Source organism: Mesorhizobium sp. LEGMi-168a (assembly GCF_058312955.1).
Genome location: NZ_JBZEGV010000005.1, coordinates 212,140 through 232,126 on the forward strand (window position 1 = coordinate 212,140; position 19,987 = coordinate 232,126).

Genomic DNA, 19,987 nt, shown 5'->3' on the forward strand with positions numbered 1-19,987 from the left:
CTGATATCAGACCAGCTCGGTCGCGCTTACTTGTCAGCGGCTTGACGTTTGAGGACCGCCTTCCCCCACTCCGTCTCGGCTTCGCCGAGCCACCTCTCCCCCCTCCGGAGGGAGAGGAAGGGAGCCCGCTGGCGGCGGGATAAGGAGGGAGTCTGGTTGAGGAGCGTTGGCTGCAATAGGCTCGTACCCTTCCTCTACCCCGTCGATCGGGGGAGAGGTGGCTCGGCGAAGCCGAGACGGAGTGGGGGTCGACCTGCGCGGCGCGTCGTCAATTCGGGCCGGGTTCACCGCCTGCCATGTTATGGCCCAACCTCGATGACCGCCTTGATCAGGCCGGATTTCTCATGCGCCCAGCGCGCGAGATCGCGCGGCGTGCCGGCAAGGGTGGTGCGATGCGTGACGAGTTTGCCGAGCGGCACGGCGCGGTTGCGGATCGAGGCGGCGACGTGATCGAAATCGGCTTTGAGCGCATTGCGGCTGCCGATCAGCGTCATCTCGCGCTTGTGGAACTCGGGGTCGGAGAAGGTGATGTCGTCCTTGACGACACTGACCAGAACCAGCGTGCCGCCATGTGCGACATGGGCGAAGGCAGACTGCACCGACTGCGTATTGCCGGTGGCATCGAACACCAGGTCGAAGCCTTCGCCGTCGGTCGCCTGTTTGACCAGTTCGGCTGGCGATGCCTTCGAACCGTCAAGCGCGGTGAAACCTAGCTCGCCTTCGGCGAAACCGAGCCGTTCGGTGCTCATATCGAGCAGGCTGACATCCAGCCCGGCGATGCGGGCAAAGACCGCCGTGCCGAGGCCGATCGGGCCGGCGCCGATGACCAGCGTGCGCGCGCCTTGCGCAGCAAGCGAGCGCCGCACGGCATGCGCGCCGATCGCCAGGAATTCGACCGCCGCGGCATCGGCCAGCGACAGGCCGTTCGCAGGATAAAGATTTTGCGCCGGCACCAGGATCTCGTCGCACATCGCGCCGTCGCGATGCACGCCGAGCACCTCGATCCGGACGCAGCAGTTCGGCTTGCCGTGCCGGCAGGCGATGCATTTGCCGCAGGCTAGATAGGGATTGATGACAACCGGCTCGCCGACGGCAAGGTCGACGCCTTCGCCCCTTTCGGCCACCGTGCCCGAGACCTCATGGCCCATGATGCGCGGATAGGCAAGGAAAGGATGCTTGCCTTCGAAGATGTGGTAGTCGGTGCCGCAGATGCCGACATGGCTGACGGAGACCCGCGCCCAGCCGGGCGGCGGTGCGCCAGGCGCGGCGCGGTCTTCGAGGACAAGGTCGCCGGGCGAGCGGCAGACGACGGCTTTCATGCGCAGATCCAGTGTTCAAAGAGCGCCGGCCTCGATCGATCGGGGCCGGCGCTTCATTTCAGGGACAGTTCATTTGCCGCGACGGCGCAGGCCGTCGAAGTAGACGATGACGATGATCAGGACGCCGGTGATGACGCGCTGCCAGAAGGTGTTGACGTTGAGCAGGTTGGCGCCGTTGTTGATCGTCGAAAGGATGAAGGAGCCGATCAGCGGTCCATGCACCGAGCCGATGGCGCCGAACAGCGAGGTGCCGCCGATCACCGATGAGGCGATGGCCTGCAGCTCGTAGGTGTCGCCCTGCGTCGGATTGCCGATGCCGATGCGCGAAGCGAGCAGCACGCCGACAAAGGCCGCCAGCAGGCCGGACAGGATATAGGCCATGAAGATGGTGCGCGGCACGTTGACGCCGGACAGGCGCGCGGCCTCCGCATTGGAGCCGACCGAGAACAGGTAACGGCCCCAGCGCGTGTGATGCAGGAAGACGTAGGACGGTATCGCGACCAGGATCACCATCCAGAAGAGGTAAGGGATGCCGAGCAGCGAGCCGCGCGAGAAGGCCTGGAACGGATCGCTGTTGATGGAGATCGAGTTGCCGTTGGTCATCAGGAGGCCGATGCCGCGCAGCGAGGTCATGGTGGCCAAAGTGATGATGAACGGCGGCAGGCCCATCTTGACGATGCCGAAGCCATGGAACAGGCCGATGGCGACGCCGACCAGCAGGGTGATCAGCACCGCCGCCCAGATCGGCCAGCCGGCATTGATCAGCAGCGCGACGATGACCGTGGTGAAGCCGACCACGGCGCCGACCGACAGGTCGATGCCGCCGGTGATGATGACGAAGGTCTGGCCGACCGCGAGGATGGCGATCAGCGAGCCCTGGCGCAAAAGGTTGGTGATGTTGAGCGCCGTGGCGAAGGAAGGCGTGGCGACGGCCAGCACGATCCACATCAACAGCAACAGGCCAAGCAGCGTCAGCCCGAACAGGGCATTGAAATTGCGCTTGGGTTTTTCGGCGGGGATCGCCTCGGTGCTCATTTTTGTCCTCCCGACTTTTCTTGTTTCTCGGCCAGTGCCTGACCCAAAATGTCCTCGTGGCTGGCGGTGCGGAAACCATGCGTGGCGACCAGCTTGCCGCGCCGGAACACGTGCAGCGTGTCGGCAAGCTCGTAGACCTCTGGCAGATAGGACGAGATCAGGATAATGCCGGCGCCCTTGGACAGCAGCGTCGAGAACAGGCGGTAGATCTCGGCCTTGGTGCCGACATCGACGCCCACCGTCGGCTCGTCGAAGATGAAAAGCTTGGCGCCATGCGCCAGCCATTTGCCGATGACGATCTTCTGCTGGTTGCCGCCCGACAGGCTGGAGGCCAGCGCATTGCGCGTCGGCGTCTTGATGCGCAGCCCGGCGATCTGCTGGTCAGCCTCGGCCTTCTCGCGCGAGCCGGAGATCAGAAGGTTGTTCGAGATGCGCTTGTAGATCGGCAGGTTGAGGTTCATGCCGACCGGCAGGTTGAGGCAAAGGCCCTGGTCGCGGCGGCTTTCCGGCGCCAGCGCCATACCGAGCCTTATAGCGTCATGTTCGGAATTGACCTGCACTTCCTTGCCTTGCCAAAAAATCTGGCCGGCGGATTTCCTGTGACGGCCGTAGAGCGTGGTGACGAACTCGCTGCGGCCGGCGCCGATCAGGCCGTAAAGGCCGACGATCTCGCCGGCGCGGACAGTCACCGAAACATTTTCAAAACCCTTGCCGGAGAGGCTCCGCGTCTCGACAATCGTCGCGCCCGGCGTGAAATGTTCCTTGTGGTAGATCTGCTCGATCGAGCGGTTGATCATCAGCTTGACCAGCTCCGGCTCATTTGTCTCGGCGATCTTGCGGGTGCCGACGAGGGTGCCGTCGCGCAGCACCGAAACGCGGTCGGCAAGCTCGAACACTTCCTCCATGCGGTGACTGATGTAGATGATGGTGACGCCTTCGCCCTTCAGCCGGCGGATCAGCTTGAACAGCTGGTCGGCTTCCTTGCGGGTGAGGTAGGCGGTCGGCTCGTCGAAGATCAGGAACTTTGTGCCGCGCACGGTGGCGCGCGCTGCGGCGATCAGCTGCTGCTGGCCGATGGTGAGGTCGCCGAGCATGACATGGGCCGGCAGGTCGAAGCCGAGGCCGTCGATGATCTTCTGCGCTTCCTTCACCATCGCGCGCTGCTGCAGCAGGCCGAAGCGTGAATTCTCCTCGCCGAGGAACATGTTGGCGGCGACCGTGAGGTGGCGGCAGAGCACGACCTCCTGGTGGACGGCATTGATGCCGAGCGCCATCGCCTCATGTGGCGTGGAGAGCGCCTCGGGCTTGCCTTCCCAGATGACCTCGCCGGAGGTGCGCGGCATGACGCCGGTGAGCAACTTGATGAGCGTCGATTTGCCGGCGCCGTTCTCGCCGACGATGGCGTGGATCTCGGCTGCCTTGAAGGCAAGGTCCACCGGCTTCAGCGCATGCGTGCCGGGATAGCGCTTTTCGAGCCCTTTGAGTTCCAGGATCGTCCGGCCGGGCTCCAGCGTGGGGGCGGGGTGCAGTTCCTGCGCTGTCGACGTCATGACAATCCTCCCAGATTGATCTCAACCGTTGGGGTACGCAGCGATGCGTCTGACGCGCATCTTGGAGGCGGAGCCTAAAGCTAGTTTACGCAATTCCGTACGGAAAACCGCTACACACTTTTCCTGGAATTGCGCAGGGCAAGCGGGCGAATTGCCAAGCCGCTTGCGGCGGATGTTTCCGGGGCGACGAGGCCCCGGAAACGATTGTCGCGATGCTCCTCAGTTGAGCTTCGGGTTGAGCAGCGCGTCGATCTTCGGTTCCTTCATGTTGTCCTTGGTGACGAGGTTGGCGCCGGTGTCGACATTGGCCTCGACCTTCTCGCCCTTCGAGGCGGCGAGCGCCGTCTTGATGCCGTCGTAGCCCATCCGGTACGGATCCTGGACGACGAGGCCCGAGATGACGCCGTCATTCAGGAACTTGATCAGCTTCTCGTCGCTGTCGAAGCCGATCAGCGCCACCTTGCCGGCAAGGCTGTTCTCGGCGATCGCCTGGCCGACGCCCTGCGCCATGATCAGGTTCGAGGCGAAGATGCCCTTGAGGTCCGGATTGGCGGTGATCAGGTCGGTCGCGATGTTGAGGCCGGTCGTGGCCTGGCCGTCGGCGTATTTGTCGGCGACGAGCTCGAGGCCCGGATACTTAGCCTTGAGCTGTTCCTTGAAGCCCTGCGAGCGCTGCTCGAGCGAGCCGGCGCCGGGCAGCGCGGTGATCAGCGCAACCTTGCCCTCGACCTTGCCGCCATTGGCCGCGCCGATCGCCGCCGCCAGACCGTCGGCCGCGACGCGGCCGCCCTGGACGTTGTCGGTGGTCAGGAAGGAGGTGAAGGCCTTGGACTCAGCGCTGGAGTCGATGCCGATGACCTTGACCTTCGAGGCAGCCTCGTCGATCGGCTTGCCGAGCGCCTTGGCTTCTGTCGGTGCGATCACGACCGCGGCGGGATTGCCGGCGACGGCGTTCTCGAGGATCGAGATCTGGCCGTTGACATCGGTCTCGGCCTGGGCGCCGAGCTCCGGCACGTTGATGCCGAGATCCTTGCCGGCCTTGCGGGCGCCGGCCAGCACGATCTGCCAGTAGAAGGAGGTGGTGTCCTTGACGATGATCGGGATGGTCACGTCGGCCGCCGAGGCGGGGGCCGAATGCATCGCGCCGGCGAGCATCGAGGCGGCGGCTAAAGCCACGAAGGCGCGGCGGTTGAGAAGGCTGGTCACGAATTTCATTAGGTTCCTCCCTAAGGTCGCCTGGTGAAGGTTCGGAAGCTCCATCTGGATAGGCGCGAGCCAAACAGAACTTTATCAATAAAAAACATTTGCCGCTTTTTGATAGTGCATCGGTTTGGCCAATGCAAGCGGTGTCTGATGCCTTTTGCGTGATGTTGGCGGGCGGGTCCGCTCTACCGGCTCCTCCTATGCGGCACCCAGATGCTTCCGATCTTCCCTTTCGATATGGAACGTTAATTCCATAGTTATGTCAATATGGAATATTCATTCCGATCGGGAAATTGCACGATTGTGAAGTCGACACGTAGCCAGCAAGCGCGTAGCCGTCGGCATGTCAGCCGAGCCGCTGAACGATTGTGTAAGGATCGTATTTGGCGAACTCAGCCGCTGGTACCTCGATGTCGAGGAGCTCGAGATTGCGCGTCAGATTGGCGGGCTTGGCCGTGCCGGTCAGCACCGAGGCGACGACCGGCTCGTGCAGCGGAAACTGGAATGCGGCAGCGGCCAGCGGGTAGCCGCCTTCTCCGGCGATCTTTTCCATCGCGCCGACGCGGTCGAGAATATCCTTGCTCGCCGGCAGATAATCGAAATGCGCGCCGTGAACCGGGCCCGTCGCCAATATGCCCGAGTTGAAGACGCCGCCGATGATCAGCGATGTCTGCCGCTCGCGACAGAGCGGCAGCAGTTCGGCCTCGGCGCTGCGGTCGAGCAGCGAATAGCGGCTGGCGAGCAGGATGCAATCGAGCGGCGCGCGGCGGAGCACGTCGAGGCAGATCTGGACCTCGTTGACGCCGAGGCCATAGGCGGAAATCGTGCCGGAAGACTTCAGCTCCTCCAGCGCCTTCAACCCGCCATCCATGAGCTGACGGAAATGGATTTTTGTCGCCTCGAGGCCATGCGTGTAGACGCCGATGTCGTGGACGAACAGGATGTCTATTCTGTTGAGGCCGAGCCGCGCGTAGGAGAAATCCACCGAGCGCATGATGCCGTCATAGGAATAGTCGTAGTCGAGCGCGAAGGGCAGCGGATCGACATAGGAGTGATCGGGAACCTGGTCCTCCGGCACCGGCCGGAACAGGCGCCCGACCTTGGTCGAGAGCACGTAGGATGAGCGCGGCTTCTCACGCAGGAAATCGCCGGTCCGGCGCTCCGACAGGCCGAAGCCGTAGAAGGGCGCGGTGTCGAAATAGCGCAGGCCGCCATCCCAGGCCGTCTGCAGCGTTTCCATCGCGGGCTCACGCGGACAGGCGCGATAAAGGCCGCCGATGGCCGCGCCGCCGAAGCTGATTTCGGTCACTTCGAGCGCAGTCGTGCCGATCCGGCGTTTGTTCATCAAAGCCTCCCCTTTGCCGTTCGACCGGCTGTTTCTTGATGGTATTTAGAGCGTCGCGCCGAGATGCCAGGGGACGAATTCGTTGTCGCCGTAGCCGAACGCCTCGCTCTTGGTCTTGCGGCCGGACGCCGTCTCGATGATCAGCTCGAAGATCTCGCGGCCCATGCCGGCGATCGTCTTTTCGCCAGAAGCGATGACGCCGCAATTGACGTCCATGTCCTCTTCCATCTGGTGGTACATGGTCGAGTTGGTGGCAACCTTGATCGACGGCGTCGGCCGGCAGCCGAAGCAGGAACCGCGACCGGTGGTGAAGACGATGACGTTGGCGCCGCCGGCGACCTGGCCGGTGGCCGAGACCGGATCGTAGCCGGGCGTGTCCATGAACACCAGGCCGCTGCCGCTGACCTTCTCGGCATAGCCGAAGACGCCGTTGAGCGGCGTCTGGCCGCCTTTTGCTACCGCGCCCAGAGACTTCTCCAGGATCGTCGTCAGGCCGCCGCGCTTGTTGCCAGGCGAGGGGTTGTTGTCGATCGAGGCGCCGTGCTTGGCGGTATGGTCCTCCCACCACTTCACAAAGCCGTCGAGCTTGGCGGCGATCTCGGGCGAGGCGGCGCGATAGGCAAGCAGATGCTCGGCGCCGTAGATCTCGGTCGTCTCCGACAGGATGCCGATGCCGCCGCAGCCGGCCAGGATGTCGACGGCAGCGCCCAGCGCCGGATTGGCGGTGATGCCGGACATGCCGTCGGAGCCGCCGCATTGCAGGCCGACGACGATTTCGCTGACCGGGATCGGCTCGCGCTGCAACTGGCCGACTTCCTCGGCGATCTCGGCCAGAACGCCCATCGCCCTTTCGACGGATTTGCGCGAGCCGCCGGCTTCCTGGATATTGAAATGGCGTTTTCCCGCCGCGACGCCTTTCTGGCCGTAAAGGGTGAGCTGGTTGACCTCGCAGCCGAGCCCCACCATCAGCACGCCGCCGAAATTCGGATGGCGCGCATAGCCGGCGAGGGTGCGGTGCAGGACCATCATGCCGTCGCCGGTGGCGCTCATGCCGCAGCCCTGGCCGTGAACGATCGGCACGAAGCCGTCGATGCCGGGATATTTGGGCAGCAGCACGCGGTTGGCCTCGTCGGCGATGGCATGGCAGACGGTGGACGAGCAATTGACGCTGGCGACGATACCGATGAAGTTGCGCGTTCCGGCGCGGCCGTCGGCGCGGCGATAGCCCATGAAGGTGCGCTTGCGGTCGGCCTCGGTGGCATGCTCTGCCTCGCTCGGCGGCACCACCGGCAGGCGGCCGCTTTCGAACACCAGATTGTGCGAGTGGACATGTTCGCCTGGCGCGATGTCCTGCGTTGCGCGGCCGATCGCCTGCGCATATTTCACCACCGCTTCGCCGGCCGCGATCGCCTTGATCGCTACCTTGTGTCCGGGGTCGATCGCTGCCACGGCAACCGCGCCGCCGGGCAGGGCCGTGCCGATCTCGATGCGGCCGTTGGCGACCGCGACATTGTCGGTGGGGGAGAGAAGGATGGTGTTTGCGGGGTTCACGGGCGGCTGTCCTGGGTAGACCTGGGAGTGTGGGGCGGATTGACATACGCCCGTTTGAGGATAATGTCTTTTATCGTGAAAAAACATTTTTGCGTCAATTGTTTTTTCATCGCGGGCCGCGCGCCCTTGGGCGTGTGGCAAAGCCGGCGAAATCCGATTCCGCATTTCGCGGGCTTGCGCTAGGAACACCGATCATATCGCGCTTCCGGCGGACCGCCGCAAGCGTTGGGGATACGGGGCATGTCGAAGAGCAACAACGTCTACAAGGACGCCTTCAACCGCGGGCTGCGGCTGCTCGACGAAACCAAGAGCCTGCCGTCGGAGCCGGAACTTGGAACGCTGCTCGGCGTCAGCCGCACCACGGTGCGCAGCATCCTTTCGCGCATGGAGGAAACCGGGCTGATCGCCTGGAACAAGCGCAACAAGACGGTGCTGCGGGCGCCGAAGCCGGAAGATTTCTTTCCCGAGGAAGAGACCGACTCGCTGGCCGAGATCATCGAGCGCTCGTTCATGCGCCGGCTGCTTGCCGAGGGCGCCGAGGCCGGCATGCAGATCAACGAGCTGGAGCTGGCGCGCGAGATCGGCGTCGGCACCACCAGCGTGCGCGAATTCCTGATCCGTTTCTCGCGCTTCGGCCTGATCGAGAAGCGGCGCAACAGCCATTGGGTGCTGAAAGGCTTCACCCGTGCCTTCGCGCTGGAGCTGACCGAGATCCGCGAGATGTTCGAGCTGCGCTCGGCCGCCGCTTTCGTCGCGCTGCCGGAAGAGAGCGCGGTCTGGGCGGATCTCGACAGGCTGGAGGAGGAGCACCGCCAACTGGCCGGCGAGATCGCCAAGCGCTTCAATGAATTCTCCGAACTCGACGAGCGCTTCCACCGGCTGATCCATCGCGCCTCGCACAACCGCTTCATCGTCGACTTCTACGATGTGATCGCGATGATCTTCCACTACCACTACCAGTGGAACAAGGCTGAGGAGCGCCAGCGCAACGAGGTCGCGGTCCAGGAGCACCTAGCCTATATCGCGGCGCTGAAATCGCGCGATCCGGGCAAGGTCGACGCCGCCTGCCGCAGGCACCTGAAGTCGGCGCGCCAGACGCTGCTGAGCTCCATTCCGGAAGGACGGCAGATACAGCCCGCCTGATGCGGCGCATCGCGCCGCGTTGCCGCAGCCTGGTTTTGCCGATTTTCCGGCCGCCGGCCCCATGCTAGGGTCGGTTGAGTTGCTGGGAAGAGGCAGGTCTTTGAAAATCCGGCTGAGACGATGGAGCATGCCGGCCGCGTTCGTCGCGGCGCTGCTGCTGTTGCTCCAGTCGACGCTCGGCGCCTTTGCCTTCGGCGCGCCTTCGCAGCTCGATGCCTTCGGCAACGTCATCTGCACGCATGAAGGGGCGGTCAAGCTTCCGGGCGGCGATCCGCATCAGCAGCAAATGCCGGCCTGCTGCTCGCTTGGCTGCAGCATGGTGTCGCCGGCGCATATGCCGCCGCAAGATGCCGGCGCGTTAGCCGGAACACTCGTTTTCGAGGCGGTCGCTTTCCAGCTTCCCGCCTTCCGGCATCTCGATTTCGCCCGCGACCGCTCTCCGGCCAATCCACGAGCGCCGCCGGCCACGGTCTGACGCCACGACCCGCGGAAACCTTTCGCGGACGCATTCATCCAAGATCAGACTGCTCGCGACCGGATGACGGCGCGATCTCATAGCCATGGAGCAACCATGTCCAATTTTCTTCCTGTAGCGCGCGCGCACGCTCATCGCGGGCGGCTTCCGCGCGGCTTCGAACACTTGAGCCTTGCCGTGTTCGTCCTCCTTCTCCTCTTAGCTTGCGTTCCCGGCGCCCTGGCGCATGAATTCAAGGCCGGCGACCTGGAGATCGGGCATCCGTGGTCGCGCGCGACGCCGCCCGGCGCCAAGGTGGCCGGCGGTTATTTCACCGTCACCAACAAGGGCAGTGCGCCCGACCGGCTGCTGTCGATTTCATCCGAGATCTCCGACAAGGCCGAGCTACATGCGATGGGCGTCAAGGACGGCGTCATGACCATGCGGCCGGTCACCGGCGGGCTGGAAATTCCGGCCGGCGGCAAGGCCGAGCTGAAGCCGGGCGCCTACCACCTGATGTTCGTCGGCCTCAAGCGGCAGCCCAAGCAGGGCGAGAAGTTTCCCGCGACGCTGACCTTCGAGAAGGCCGGCAGCGTCATCGTCGAGTTCGCCGTCGAGGGCATGGGCGAGATGGGCGGCATGGACGATCACGCCGAGTGATCCGCTGTCCGCACAATTCGAAATCAGAGGGACAATCGATGAAGAAATATCTTTTGGCGGCCGGCACGCTTTGCGTGCTCGGAACCAATGCCGCGCTCGCTCACATTACGCTCGAAACGCAGGAAGCGGCGGTCGGCTCGACCTACAAGGCGGTTCTGCGGGTGCCGCATGGCTGTGATGGCAAGGCGACGACAGCGGTGCGGGTGCAGATCCCGGAAGGCGTCATTTCCGTAAAGCCGATGCCGAAGCCCGGCTGGACGCTGCAGACCAAGAAGGGCAGGTACGAGAAGTCGTACCAGCTCTATAGCGAGACGCTGACCACCGGCGTCAAGGAAGTCGACTGGAGCGGCGGCAATTTGCCGGACGACTTCTATGACGAGTTCGTCTTCCGCGCTTCGCTTGCGGCCGATCTGCCGGCCGGCCAGATGCTCTATTTCCCGGTGGTGCAGGAATGCGGCGATGCCGCCGCTCGTTGGATCGAAATTCCGGCGGCAGGCCAGGATGAGGACGCGCTGGAAAATCCGGCGCCGGGCATCAAATTGCTGCCGAAGAAATGATCTCTTGATGGCGCGTTCCATTCGGGCGCGCCATCGCTTCTCGAAAGACCGCATGAACGCAGCAATCTTCCCCGCACGCCTGAGCGGCATCCGCATCAGCCCTGTCACCGGTAGCCTGGTGGCGGCCTTCGTGCTGATCGCGCTGCTGGTCTTGCCTGGCCGCGCGCTTGCGCATGCGGCGCTGGTCGCAACCGATCCGGCCGATGGCACGGTGTTGATGCAGAGTCCCGCCCAGTTCTCGCTGACCTTCAGCGAGCCGGTTTCGCCGCTCGTCCTCACCCTCGTGCGGCCGGACGGCACGCGGCTTGCGCTGACCTCCTTCCGCCTCGCGGACCGGACTGTCGAGATCGATAATCCCGAGACGCTCAAATCCGGCACGCATGTGCTGAGCTGGCGGGTGATTTCGGAGGACGGCCATCCGGTCGGCGGCTCGGCGCTGTTTTCCGTCGGCGCGCCAAGTGCGGCGCCAGCGGTGGGCGAGGCCGTGGACGGGACACTGCGCGCGGCGATCTGGATCGGAAAGTTCTTCCTCTATGCCGGCCTCTTTCTCGGTGTGGGCGGCGCCTTCTCTCTCGCCTGGCTTGCCGAGTACCGCCGCTGCGGCCGGCGTTTCGTCATCGGCGCTTTGCTCTACGGGCTGGCCGCCGCGCCGTTTTCGCTTGGCTTGCAGGGATTGGATGCGCTTGGCGCGCCGCTCGCGCGGTTCGCGGCGCCGTTCGCCTGGCAGACGGCGCTCGAGACGAGCTTCAGTTGGACCGTACTGGCTGGCTTGATCGCGCTCGGACTCGCATTGCTGTCCCTTGTCGCACCGCGCACTTCCCGCAAGCTGCTGGCGCTTGCGGGGCTCGTCGGCGTGGGCGTGGCGCTTGCCGCCAGCGGGCATGCAAGCGCTGCCGAGCCGCAATGGCTGATGCGACCCTTGGTGTTCCTGCACGGCGCGGCCATCGCCTTCTGGACCGGCGCGCTGGCGCCGCTCGGCCTTGCGCTGCGACACCAGCCCACCGAGGCGAAAGTTTTCCTGCGCCGGTTCTCGCGCGCGATCCTGCCCGTCGTTGCCGTGCTTGCCGCAAGCGGCATCGTGCTGGCGATCATCCAGGTGCAGACACCGGCTGCCTTGATCAACACCGCCTATGGCCGCCTGCTGCTCATAAAACTGGCCTTGCTGCTGTTCCTGTTCACGCTGGCCTCCGTCAACCGTTGGACGCTGACCGCCCCAGCCGAGGCTGGCGATACCGAAGTACAGCGGCGGCTGGTGCGTTCGATCGGCATCGAGATGCTGATCGCGCTCGCCATCTTCGGTGTTGCCGCCGGCTGGCGCTTCACGCCGCCGCCACGCGCGCTGGCGATCGCCGCCGCGCAGCCGGTGTCGATCCACATCCACACGCTGAAGGCGATGGCTGATCTCAGCATCACGCCCGGCCATGCGGGACAGGTCGCGGCCTCCGTGGTCATCATGACCGGCGATTTCGGGCCGCTGGACGCCAAGCAGGTGACGCTGGTGCTGTCGAAGCCGGACTCCGGTATCGAGCCGATCAAGCGGCCGGCGACCAAGCCCGGCGACGGCACCTGGCGCGTCGACAATCTCGTCATCCCTCTACCCGGCCGCTGGAATGCTCGGCTCGATATCCTCGTCTCGGATTTTGAAATGGTGAAGATCGAGGCGCCAATTGATATTCGCGCCGAGTGATATTCAGGTGATGCCGGCCTGCGAACGGTGGTTTTTTGCGCTTCCGGTGCTCACGTACTTTAAGTACGCTCCGCTCCGGTTCTCGAAAACCACCGTTCTCGGTGCGGCCTGACCTGAATCTCACCTAGCGCGACCTAGACACAATTCGGCAAGGCGGTTGACGCCGCTGCGAAGCGCCGTCAATCATCCTGCAAATCGACGGCCTCAACAAAAGCATTCGAAAGCAGGGAAGAAACGATGGACAAAGCCGAAATCGGCCTGATCGGCCTTGGCACGATGGGCTCCAACCTGGCGCTCAACATCGCCGAGCACGGGCACCGCATCGCCGTCTTCAACCGCACGCGGTCGCGCACCGACGCCTTTGTCGAGAGCGCGGGCGCGCTGAAGGACATGGTCGTTCCCTGCTACAGCCTGGAGGAACTCGCAGCCGCAATCCGGCCGCCCAGGCCGATCATCATCATGGTGCTGGCCGGCAAGCCGGTCGACGAGCAGATCGCGGCGCTGCGCGGGGTGCTCTCCGACAACGACATCGTCATCGATGCCGGCAACGCCAATTTCCGCGACACGATGCGGCGCTTCTCGGAACTCTCCGGCTCGGGCCTGACCTTCATCGGCATGGGGGTGTCGGGCGGCGAGGAGGGCGCGCGCCATGGGCCGTCGATCATGGTCGGCGGCACCGAAGACTCCTGGAAGCGCGTCGAGAAGGTGCTGACGGCGATCTCCGCCAAGTTCAAGGACGAACCCTGCGCCGCCTGGCTCGGCACCGACGGCGCCGGCCACTTCGTCAAGACCATCCACAACGGCATCGAATATGCCGACATGCAGATGATCGCCGAGATTTACGGCATCCTGCGCGACGGCTTGGGCATGGCGCCGAAGGAGATCGGTAAGGTCTTCGACGGCTGGAACAAGGGCCGGCTCAATTCCTATCTGATCGAGATCACCGCCAAGGTTCTCGCCGCCGACGATCCCAAGACCGGCAAGCCGGTGGTCGACATCATCCTCGATCGCGCCGGCCAGAAGGGCACCGGCAAATGGTCGGTCATCGAGGCGCAGCAGCTCGGCATTCCGGCGACGGCCATCGAGGCCGCGGTCGCGGCGCGCGTGCTGTCCTCGATCAAGGACGAGCGGCAGGCAGCCGAAAAGGCCTATGGCAATGTCGGCGTCGCAAAGATTGCCGGCGACAAGGCGGCCCTTTTGAAGGACCTGGAGCTGGCGCTGTTCGCCGGCAAGATCGCGGCTTACGCGCAAGGCTTCGCGGTGATGAGCGGCGCCTCGAAGGAATTCAACTGGAACCTGCCGATGCCGACCATCGCCAAGATCTGGCGCGCCGGCTGCATCATCCGCTCGCAAATGCTGGACACGATGGCGGAAGCCTTCGGCTCGGGCAGCGCGTCGACCAACCTCCTGATGGCTCCGGCCTTTATCGCCATGATGAAGGAAGCGCATCCGTCGCTGCGGCGCATCGTGGCGAGAGCCTCCGAGGCCGGCTCGCCGGTGCCGGCGCTGTCGTCCGCGCTCGCCTATTTCGACAGTTACAGGCAGGGACGCGGCACCTCGAACCTGATCCAGGCGCAGCGCGATTTCTTCGGCGCGCACGGCTTCGAGCGCATCGGCGAGCAGGGTGCGTTCCATGGACCGTGGGGCAGTGGCGCTGGCGGCTAGGCTTGCGGGTGAGGCAGCCAAGGCGCTGCCAAGGGTCGCGGTCAACGCTCGAACCGCGACCTCTCGATCCCCGGGATGCCGCCAATCTGCTCCGCTAGAAAGTCGACCAACAGGCGGACTCGGGCAACGCCTGCGCGCTGCGGGACAATCAACATGTTCAGCGGGACGGCTGACAGTGAATAGTCAGGCAAGATCGCCTTGAGCCGGCCGGCCGTCAAAAGATCATCGACAAGCCATTGATGGGCCGGCGCGATGCCGCGTCCAGCGGCAAGAGCTTCGCGCGCCGCAAGTCCGTGGTCGATCCGAAAGCGTCCTCCAAACGGTACCGCATGGCGCTCGCCGCCTGGTCCCAGCAAGACGAGCGTATCGCTTCCTGCCACGTTCGACATCCGTATGCCCTCGTGGTCGGCCAGGTCCCGGGGGATAGTCGGCGTCCCCCTCGCCGCCAGGTAGGCCGGTGCCGCGACGAGCAGGCGCCGGCTCTGGCCGAGAGCCCTCAGCTTCATTGAGCTGTCGGTGAGCGGCCCCAGGCGAAGCGCGATATCAACGCCCTCCCTGACAAGGTCGACACGCTCGTCGGTGAGGCTGAGGTCGACCCCGATGTCGGGATATCGATCCTGAAACGCGAAGATCAATCGGCTTGCATGCAATACCCCGAAAGCTGCGGTGCAGGATATCCGGATCGTGCCGGCAGGTGCTCCACGCTTGCCGCGGGCCTCATCGCCGGCCTGCTCGACGAGACGCAGAATCTGGACACAGTCGGCATAATAGCGGCTGCCTTCATCGGTCATCGTGACACGCCGTGTGGTCCTGCTGAGCAAAGGCACGCCGACGGCCTCCTCGAGTTCTCGCAGATGCCGTGTGACCGTTGACTGACCCACGGCGAGCTCGCGTGCAACCGCCGACAGGCTCCCGCGCTCGGCGACGCGAACGAAGGTGCGCATGCGCTCAAACGTGACGTCAGATTTATCCATTATTCGGCATAATATTATACATTACCTTTGTGTAGCGGGCCGTCCGAGCGTTGTCTATCTAGAGGGCCAATTCCCATCATCGGAGGTTGACCCATGAAGGTTCTGCTTGTCTTCGCCCACCCCGAACCGCGCTCTCTCAATGGTGCGCTTCGCGATATCGCCATTAAGGAGCTCGAGGCCCAGGGGCACGAGGTGCGCGTGTCGGATCTCTACGCCGAGGGTTGGAAATCGGAGGTCGATCGCGCCGACTTCCCTGGTCTGGTTCCGGATGCGCGGCTGATACCGGTCGCGGCCTCCAAGAAGGCCTTCCAGGCCAACGCGCTGACGGAAGATGTCAAAGCCGAGATCGAGAAGCTTCTCTGGGCCGACACCCTGATACTGCAGTTTCCCCTCTGGTGGTTCGGCATGCCGGCGATCCTGAAAGGCTGGGTCGATCGGGTGTTCGCCTACGGCTTCGCCTATGGCGTGGGCGAGCATAGCGACAGGCGATGGGGCGACCGCTATGGTGAGGGCACCCTGGCGGGCAAGCGCGCAATGCTGATCGTCACCGCCGGGGGCTGGGAGGAGCATTACTCCGCGCGCGGGGTCAACGGGCCTATCGACGACCTGCTGTTTCCGATCAATCACGGGATCCTCTACTATCCGGGCTACGACGTGCTTCCGCCGTTTGTGGTCTATAGGGTCGATCGTTTCGACGAAGCGGGTTTCGAGCCAATCGCCGAGTGCCTGCGCGAGAGGATGCGGACGCTCGCGACGAGCGCGCCCATCCCTTATCGACAGCAGAACGGCGGCGACTACCTGATCCCGAGCATGCAACTCCGTCCCGAACTGGGCGAGCCGGGCGCGACAGGTCTCACGCTTCATCTGAACACCGCGAGCGCGGCTGACTAGAAACACAGACCCGCTCCCTGGGCAGCGGCGCGAGCGGGTGAGACGCGCCGCCACTCCCGCCGAACGTCTATTTCAGATATCCGACCACGAGCCGGGTAGCCTCCTCGATGAGCGTTTCGGCGGCGTCATCCGATAGCTTTTCAGAGCTGTGCAGCACCGCGGTATGGGCCAGCGCCTCGATCGAAGTCACGCACACGAAGGCCGCAAGCCCGGGGTCGGCCACGCGTAGCTCGTCGCTGTGGCTTTCGAGATAGCTCTTGAAGAGGGCATGGGCTTCGCGGTTGAAGGCCTCCACGTTTTCGAGGCGTCCCGTGCGCGGAATCTGCTCGGCAAGGACACGATGCAGCTTGGGGTCGATGCGATGCGCCTCGATCGCGACGGCAACAAGTTTCCGCGCCGCCTTCTCGACCGGCTGCAGGGCGACCTCCGCAAACGCCGCGCGCACGACCTGCATGACGTCTTGGTTGTGACGATCGATGACGGCGGCAACGAGCGCCTCCTTGCACGGGTAATATTGGTAAAGCGAGCCGATGCTCACACCGGCCTCCGCGGCGATCCGGTTGGTGCTGGCCTTGTCGAAACCGTCCCGGACCAAAATGCGAGCGGTCGCCTCGACGAGCGCGTCCACCGTCGCGCGCGACCTCTCCTGAGAGGCGTTCTTCCTTGGGTTCGTGAGCGGCTTAGGCGGCATGTTCCTGTCGGTTCCGATGCGAGTAGACAATTGTGAGTTATCGCTCGCATTATGTCCACCAATGTTCTAACGATGCGGATGACGACAGATGCTCTATGAGATTGTTTTGGGACTCCATGCATACGCCATGTGCGCCGCGTTGCTGTTGTTCGTGGCGAACGAACTTCTGCTAATTCCTGCCCGAAGAGGGCAGCCAGGGCCGGCCAGAATGGCCTTCTTCGCCAGCCGCTTTGCGGGGCTTCTGGTGGGCGCCGGTGTGCTTGCCGGCATCGCCCTTGTGTTTCTTGGCGGCTGGTCCCTGCTGACGCCGTGGCTGGTGGCGTCGTTTGCGCTGGTTGCCGCCTTGATGGCCGTCGAGCACAGGCTCGTTCGTCCATGGGCGACGCAGGCCCAAACAGCACTTCGCGGTGCCGTCTCAGCCGTCGAGGTCAAAGCCTTTGCCGGCGACAAACGCGCGCTGGTTGGACGCCTGACCATGATCACGCTCTTTGCGCTCATTGTCGCGTTGATGACCGCGAAGCCCGAACTCAACCCCTTTGCATGATGATCGCCGGCGCGAAAGGCGCAGCGTCACTGTCTCCCGAATGCCGGTAGGCCTGGACCTCGCCCGGCGTGCTGAGCGATTGCAGCGTGCCGGGTTCGGCGCCGCCGATCCAGCCGAGCACCGCACGCGCAAGCTCGGAACCGGCGAGCCTGAAGTTCTCGTTGACGACGAGCAGTTCCCGCCGGAACAGATGCAGCAATTCCGACGACTGTTTCGAGACCACGTCGATGTCGCGCCCGAGCTTCAGGCCGGCGTCCTCGATACCGGCGACGACGGCGAGCGTGGCGGCGGCGGCGCTTGAGACGATGCCGTCCGGGCGATCGTCGCGGCGCATGAGCTGCGCTGTCCGCATCCTGATCTGCTCGATCGTGTGGTCGATGGAGACGGTGTTGAACGGCACCTCTGAGGCGCCGACCTCGCTCAGCGCATCGGCAAAGCCGTTCACCGTGTGACCGTAATAGGTGAGGCCGACCGGCGGCGTCACCAAGGCCAGGCGACGCCGACCCATGCCGGCCAGATGCCGCACCGCTTCGCCGGCGAAAGCATAGTTGTCGAAGTCATGGTAAGGGTGCACCAGCCCCATGTCGGTGCGGCCATGCGTGGCGAAGGGAATGCCGCGCTCCAGCATGTAGCGGGCCCGCGGATCGTTAGGCTGGGTGCGTGAAATGATGACGCCGTCGGCGGAGCCCGTTTCCACCAGGTAGCGCACCGGATCCAGCGGATCCTGCGAGCGCGAATAGGGCGTGACGATCAGGTGGTAGGGCGTGTCGGCGATCACCTCGGTGACGCCATAGATGATGTCCGAGACGAAGCTCATGATCTCGTGCTCGGTGTTGAGCACGAGGCTGATGACGTTGGTCTTGCCGGTCCTGAGCCTGACGCCGGCGCGGTTCGGCCGGTAGCCGATCTGCTTGGCAACGAGCTGGACACGGCGCCTGGTCTCGGCGCCGATCTCGGGCGCATCCTTCAGCGCGCGCGAGACGGTGGTGACGCCGAGCCCGGTCATGAAGGCAAGCGTCTTCAGCGTCGGCCGTTCCTTGGCCGACGTCTCGTCGTCCTTTTCGGTTGATCGTCTGTCCATTCGTCCCGCCCATCAGGCGCATAGCAGCAGCGAGGCCGACCGGCAATCGTGCGCGTTGACATTTGCGCGGCTTTCAGCCTCTGACACGGTTCAATATACTGAAACGTTACAGATTGCCAACGCCCGAGACCGGATGGCTGGCCGCGATCTTCGCGGTCAACGCCGACGAGGTCGGTCGAAAGCAGCTGGAATCGCAAAGAAATCTCGGTTTCTTGCGCCTTTTGGCACCATTCGGTCAAGCTGAGCGCGTTTGGGTCCTCCCAGGAGAAGGATTTTGTTCGCGTCTCGAAAAAATATTGGATCAAGTTCATTCGAGGGGTTGCCTATGCCGGCCATTTGCCGTATCGAAAATCTGTAACGTTTCAGATTCTGGGAGGAACCGAAATGCGATACAAATTCCTGACTGCCGCATTCGCCGCGACGGTCGCGCTGAATTTCGCCGGACCGGCGGATGCGACCGACCTCGAAGTCACCCATTGGTGGACTTCGGGCGGCGAGGCGGCGGCGGTGGCTGAACTTGCCAAGGCCTTCGACGCGACCGGCAATCACTGGGTCGACGGCGCCATCGCCGGTTCCGGCGGCACGGCGCGGCCGATCATGATCAGCCGCATCACCGGCGGCGATCCGATGGGCGCCACCCAGTTCAACCATGGCCGCCAGGCGGAGGAGCTTGTCCAGGCCGGGCTGATGCGCGACCTCACCGACATCGCCACCAAGGACAAGTGGACGGAAATCGTGCGGCCGAAGAGCCTGCTCGATTCTTGCACCATCGACGGCAAGATCTATTGCGTGCCGGTCAACATCCACTCCTGGCAGTGGCTCTGGCTGTCGAACGAGGCCTTCCAGAAGGCCGGCGTGCCGATGCCTAAGGACTGGAACGAGTTCGTGGCCGCCGCTCCGGCGCTGGAAAAGGCCGGCATCATCCCGTTGGCCGTCGGCGGACAGCCCTGGCAGGCATCGGGCGCCTTCGACGTGCTGCTCGCGGCGGTCGGCGGCACCGACGCCTTCCTCAAGGTCTATAAGGAAAAGGACGCCAAATTCGCCGGCGGTCCCGAGATCGCCAAGGTGTTCAAGGCGGCGGACGATGCCCGCAAGATGGCCAAGAACACCAATGTGCAGGACTGGAACCAGGCGACCAATCTCGTCATCACCGGCAAGGCCGGCGGCCAGATCATGGGCGACTGGGCGCAGGGCGAATTCCAGGTCGCCGGCAAGACCGCCGGCAAGGACTATACCTGCCTGCCCGGCCTCGGCCTGAACGAGGTCATCGCCACCGGCGGCGACGCCTTCTACTTCCCGCTGCTGAAGGACGCCGACAAGGCCAAGGCGCAGGAAGTCCTGGCCGAGACGCTGCTCGATCCGAAGACCCAGGTCGCCTTCAACCTCAAGAAGGGCTCGCTGCCGGTGCGCGGCGACGTCGACCTCAATACGGCGAACGACTGCATGAAGAAGGGTCTCGCCATCCTTGCCAAGGGCGCCGTCATCCCGTGGACGGACCAGCTGCTCTCGCAGGACAGCCAGAAGCAGAAGGAGGACCTGTTCTCCGAATTCTTCGCCAAGCCCGACATGAGCCTCGAAGAGGCGCAGAAGCGCTTCGCCGACATCATCGCTTCGGCCGACTGATTGCTTTTGTCGAC

At 64.2% G+C, this 19,987-nt stretch carries 18 protein-coding genes; 9 read left to right on the forward strand and 9 right to left on the reverse strand.

Features of this window, described 5'->3' with window-relative positions:
• Nucleotides 1-299 precede the first annotated feature (299 nt).
• From AC4FWB_RS09790 to AC4FWB_RS09815, 6 genes are all read right to left on the reverse strand, one after another.
• Nucleotides 300-1,319, reverse strand: a complete 1,020-nt coding sequence (locus AC4FWB_RS09790; protein ID WP_491025793.1) for a zinc-binding alcohol dehydrogenase family protein — start codon at nucleotides 1,317-1,319, stop codon at nucleotides 300-302.
• A 69-nt stretch (nucleotides 1,320-1,388) separates the two neighbouring features.
• Nucleotides 1,389-2,354, reverse strand: coding sequence for an ABC transporter permease (locus AC4FWB_RS09795; protein ID WP_491025794.1), 966 nt, complete (start codon nucleotides 2,352-2,354; stop codon nucleotides 1,389-1,391).
• Complete coding sequence (locus AC4FWB_RS09800) at nucleotides 2,351-3,904, reverse strand: sugar ABC transporter ATP-binding protein (protein ID WP_491025795.1); 1,554 nt, start codon at nucleotides 3,902-3,904, stop codon at nucleotides 2,351-2,353. The genes AC4FWB_RS09795 and AC4FWB_RS09800 overlap by 4 nt, the downstream gene beginning before the upstream one ends.
• Before the next feature lie 219 nt (nucleotides 3,905-4,123).
• On the reverse strand, nucleotides 4,124-5,119 hold the full coding sequence (locus AC4FWB_RS09805; protein WP_491025796.1) for an ABC transporter substrate-binding protein: 996 nt from the start codon (nucleotides 5,117-5,119) through the stop codon (nucleotides 4,124-4,126).
• A gap of 334 nt (nucleotides 5,120-5,453) precedes the next feature.
• Nucleotides 5,454-6,452: an aldo/keto reductase gene (locus AC4FWB_RS09810; protein ID WP_491025797.1), complete on the reverse strand. Its 999-nt coding sequence runs from the start codon at nucleotides 6,450-6,452 to the stop codon at nucleotides 5,454-5,456.
• 45 nt (nucleotides 6,453-6,497) lie between these two features.
• On the reverse strand, nucleotides 6,498-8,003 hold the full coding sequence (locus AC4FWB_RS09815; RefSeq protein WP_491025798.1) for a UxaA family hydrolase: 1,506 nt from the start codon (nucleotides 8,001-8,003) through the stop codon (nucleotides 6,498-6,500).
• Nucleotides 8,004-8,243: 240 nt separating this feature from the next.
• Between AC4FWB_RS09815 and AC4FWB_RS09820 the strand changes: the two genes are divergently transcribed.
• From AC4FWB_RS09820 to gnd, 6 genes are all read left to right on the forward strand, one after another.
• Nucleotides 8,244-9,146, forward strand: coding sequence for a GntR family transcriptional regulator (locus AC4FWB_RS09820; protein ID WP_491025799.1), 903 nt, complete (start codon nucleotides 8,244-8,246; stop codon nucleotides 9,144-9,146).
• Nucleotides 9,147-9,273: 127 nt separating this feature from the next.
• On the forward strand, nucleotides 9,274-9,621 hold the full coding sequence (locus tag AC4FWB_RS09825) for a hypothetical protein (protein WP_491025800.1): 348 nt from the start codon (nucleotides 9,274-9,276) through the stop codon (nucleotides 9,619-9,621).
• Between the two features lie 96 nt (nucleotides 9,622-9,717).
• On the forward strand, nucleotides 9,718-10,260 hold the full coding sequence (locus AC4FWB_RS09830) for a copper chaperone PCu(A)C (protein ID WP_491025801.1): 543 nt from the start codon (nucleotides 9,718-9,720) through the stop codon (nucleotides 10,258-10,260).
• A 38-nt stretch (nucleotides 10,261-10,298) separates the two neighbouring features.
• Complete coding sequence (locus AC4FWB_RS09835; RefSeq protein WP_491025802.1) at nucleotides 10,299-10,817, forward strand: YcnI family copper-binding membrane protein; 519 nt, start codon at nucleotides 10,299-10,301, stop codon at nucleotides 10,815-10,817.
• A 52-nt stretch (nucleotides 10,818-10,869) separates the two neighbouring features.
• Entirely contained in the window at nucleotides 10,870-12,504 is a 1,635-nt protein-coding gene (locus AC4FWB_RS09840) for a copper resistance CopC/CopD family protein (protein ID WP_491025803.1), read from the forward strand.
• Between the two features lie 237 nt (nucleotides 12,505-12,741).
• Nucleotides 12,742-14,169, forward strand: a complete 1,428-nt coding sequence (gnd, locus tag AC4FWB_RS09845; RefSeq protein ID WP_491025804.1) for an NADP-dependent phosphogluconate dehydrogenase — start codon at nucleotides 12,742-12,744, stop codon at nucleotides 14,167-14,169.
• A 41-nt stretch (nucleotides 14,170-14,210) separates the two neighbouring features.
• Here the strand turns inward: gnd and AC4FWB_RS09850 are convergent, their stop codons facing one another.
• Nucleotides 14,211-15,143 carry a LysR family transcriptional regulator gene (locus tag AC4FWB_RS09850; protein WP_491025805.1) on the reverse strand — a complete coding sequence of 311 codons (933 nt, stop codon included), beginning with the start codon at nucleotides 15,141-15,143 and terminating at the stop codon, nucleotides 14,211-14,213.
• Nucleotides 15,144-15,236: 93 nt separating this feature from the next.
• On the opposite strand from AC4FWB_RS09850, the gene AC4FWB_RS09855 reads away from it, so the two are divergent.
• On the forward strand, nucleotides 15,237-16,034 hold the full coding sequence (locus AC4FWB_RS09855) for an NAD(P)H-dependent oxidoreductase (RefSeq protein ID WP_491025806.1): 798 nt from the start codon (nucleotides 15,237-15,239) through the stop codon (nucleotides 16,032-16,034).
• Between the two features lie 67 nt (nucleotides 16,035-16,101).
• Here AC4FWB_RS09855 and AC4FWB_RS09860 read toward each other — a convergent pair whose 3' ends face one another.
• Entirely contained in the window at nucleotides 16,102-16,662 is a 561-nt protein-coding gene (locus AC4FWB_RS09860; RefSeq protein WP_491025807.1) for a TetR/AcrR family transcriptional regulator, read from the reverse strand.
• Nucleotides 16,663-16,813: 151 nt separating this feature from the next.
• On the opposite strand from AC4FWB_RS09860, the gene AC4FWB_RS09865 reads away from it, so the two are divergent.
• Nucleotides 16,814-17,269, forward strand: a complete 456-nt coding sequence (locus tag AC4FWB_RS09865) for a DUF2269 family protein (RefSeq protein WP_491025808.1) — start codon at nucleotides 16,814-16,816, stop codon at nucleotides 17,267-17,269.
• On the opposite strand, the gene AC4FWB_RS09870 is transcribed toward AC4FWB_RS09865, so the two are convergent.
• The gene (locus tag AC4FWB_RS09870) at nucleotides 17,253-18,350 is read right to left on the reverse strand and encodes a LacI family transcriptional regulator (protein WP_491025809.1); all 1,098 of its coding nucleotides are present in this window, start codon (nucleotides 18,348-18,350) and stop codon (nucleotides 17,253-17,255) included. The genes AC4FWB_RS09865 and AC4FWB_RS09870 overlap by 17 nt on opposite strands.
• Before the next feature lie 384 nt (nucleotides 18,351-18,734).
• Here AC4FWB_RS09870 and AC4FWB_RS09875 point away from each other — a divergent pair, with 384 nt between their 5' ends.
• Entirely contained in the window at nucleotides 18,735-19,973 is a 1,239-nt protein-coding gene (locus tag AC4FWB_RS09875; RefSeq protein ID WP_491025810.1) for an ABC transporter substrate-binding protein, read from the forward strand.
• Nucleotides 19,974-19,987: the final 14 nt, after the last annotated feature.

Bases quoted from the DNA above. Each gene is read 5' to 3' on its own strand.
- AC4FWB_RS09800 (WP_491025795.1), bottom strand. From the start codon at position 3,904: ATGACGTCGACAGCGCAGGAACTGCACCCCGCCCCCACGCTGGAGCCC.
- AC4FWB_RS09835 (WP_491025802.1), top strand. From the start codon at position 10,299: ATGAAGAAATATCTTTTGGCGGCCGGCACGCTTTGCGTGCTCGGAACC.
- AC4FWB_RS09790 (WP_491025793.1), bottom strand. From the start codon at position 1,319: ATGAAAGCCGTCGTCTGCCGCTCGCCCGGCGACCTTGTCCTCGAAGAC.
- AC4FWB_RS09805 (WP_491025796.1), bottom strand. From the start codon at position 5,119: ATGAAATTCGTGACCAGCCTTCTCAACCGCCGCGCCTTCGTGGCTTTA.
- AC4FWB_RS09865 (WP_491025808.1), top strand. From the start codon at position 16,814: ATGCTCTATGAGATTGTTTTGGGACTCCATGCATACGCCATGTGCGCC.
- AC4FWB_RS09840 (WP_491025803.1), top strand. From the start codon at position 10,870: ATGAACGCAGCAATCTTCCCCGCACGCCTGAGCGGCATCCGCATCAGC.
- AC4FWB_RS09825 (WP_491025800.1), top strand. From the start codon at position 9,274: ATGCCGGCCGCGTTCGTCGCGGCGCTGCTGCTGTTGCTCCAGTCGACG.
- AC4FWB_RS09820 (WP_491025799.1), top strand. From the start codon at position 8,244: ATGTCGAAGAGCAACAACGTCTACAAGGACGCCTTCAACCGCGGGCTG.
- AC4FWB_RS09810 (WP_491025797.1), bottom strand. From the start codon at position 6,452: ATGAACAAACGCCGGATCGGCACGACTGCGCTCGAAGTGACCGAAATC.
- gnd (WP_491025804.1), top strand. From the start codon at position 12,742: ATGGACAAAGCCGAAATCGGCCTGATCGGCCTTGGCACGATGGGCTCC.
- AC4FWB_RS09830 (WP_491025801.1), top strand. From the start codon at position 9,718: ATGTCCAATTTTCTTCCTGTAGCGCGCGCGCACGCTCATCGCGGGCGG.
- AC4FWB_RS09870 (WP_491025809.1), bottom strand. From the start codon at position 18,350: ATGGACAGACGATCAACCGAAAAGGACGACGAGACGTCGGCCAAGGAA.
- AC4FWB_RS09850 (WP_491025805.1), bottom strand. From the start codon at position 15,143: ATGGATAAATCTGACGTCACGTTTGAGCGCATGCGCACCTTCGTTCGC.
- AC4FWB_RS09795 (WP_491025794.1), bottom strand. From the start codon at position 2,354: ATGAGCACCGAGGCGATCCCCGCCGAAAAACCCAAGCGCAATTTCAAT.
- AC4FWB_RS09875 (WP_491025810.1), top strand. From the start codon at position 18,735: ATGCGATACAAATTCCTGACTGCCGCATTCGCCGCGACGGTCGCGCTG.
- AC4FWB_RS09855 (WP_491025806.1), top strand. From the start codon at position 15,237: ATGAAGGTTCTGCTTGTCTTCGCCCACCCCGAACCGCGCTCTCTCAAT.